The sequence below is a fragment of the Bacillus cereus group sp. BfR-BA-01441 genome, assembly GCF_022663075.1.
Classification (GTDB): Bacteria; Bacillota; Bacilli; order Bacillales; family Bacillaceae_G; genus Bacillus_A; species Bacillus_A cereus.
The window spans coordinates 1-269 of the sequence record NZ_JAKUEU010000335.1; the positions used below are offsets into that span (position 1 = coordinate 1).

The following is a 269-nucleotide window of genomic DNA, read 5'->3' on the forward strand; positions in this document are numbered from 1 at the left end:
TCTCTTGCTTTGGTTGTTCTGGTTTTTCATCATTTGTTTTTGTACCATCTGGTTTTTCTTGTTTTGAACCATCCGTCTTTGGTTCTTCTGGTTTTTCTTGTTTTGGATCATTCGTCTTTGGTTCTTCTGGTTTTTCTTGTTTTGGATCATCCGTCTTCGGTTCTTCTGGTTTTTCTTGTTTTGGATCATCCGTCTTTGGTTCTTCTGGTTTGCCACCGTTAGGTTCTTCTGTTTTACACGTCCCGAACTTATCTAACGTTTCTTTCAAT

At 38.3% G+C, this 269-nt stretch carries 1 pseudogene; it reads right to left on the reverse strand.

From position 1 onward, the window contains the following. Positions 1–269 (reverse strand): annotated as a pseudogene (locus tag MR107_RS30760) (DUF4430 domain-containing protein); the annotation flags it as partial.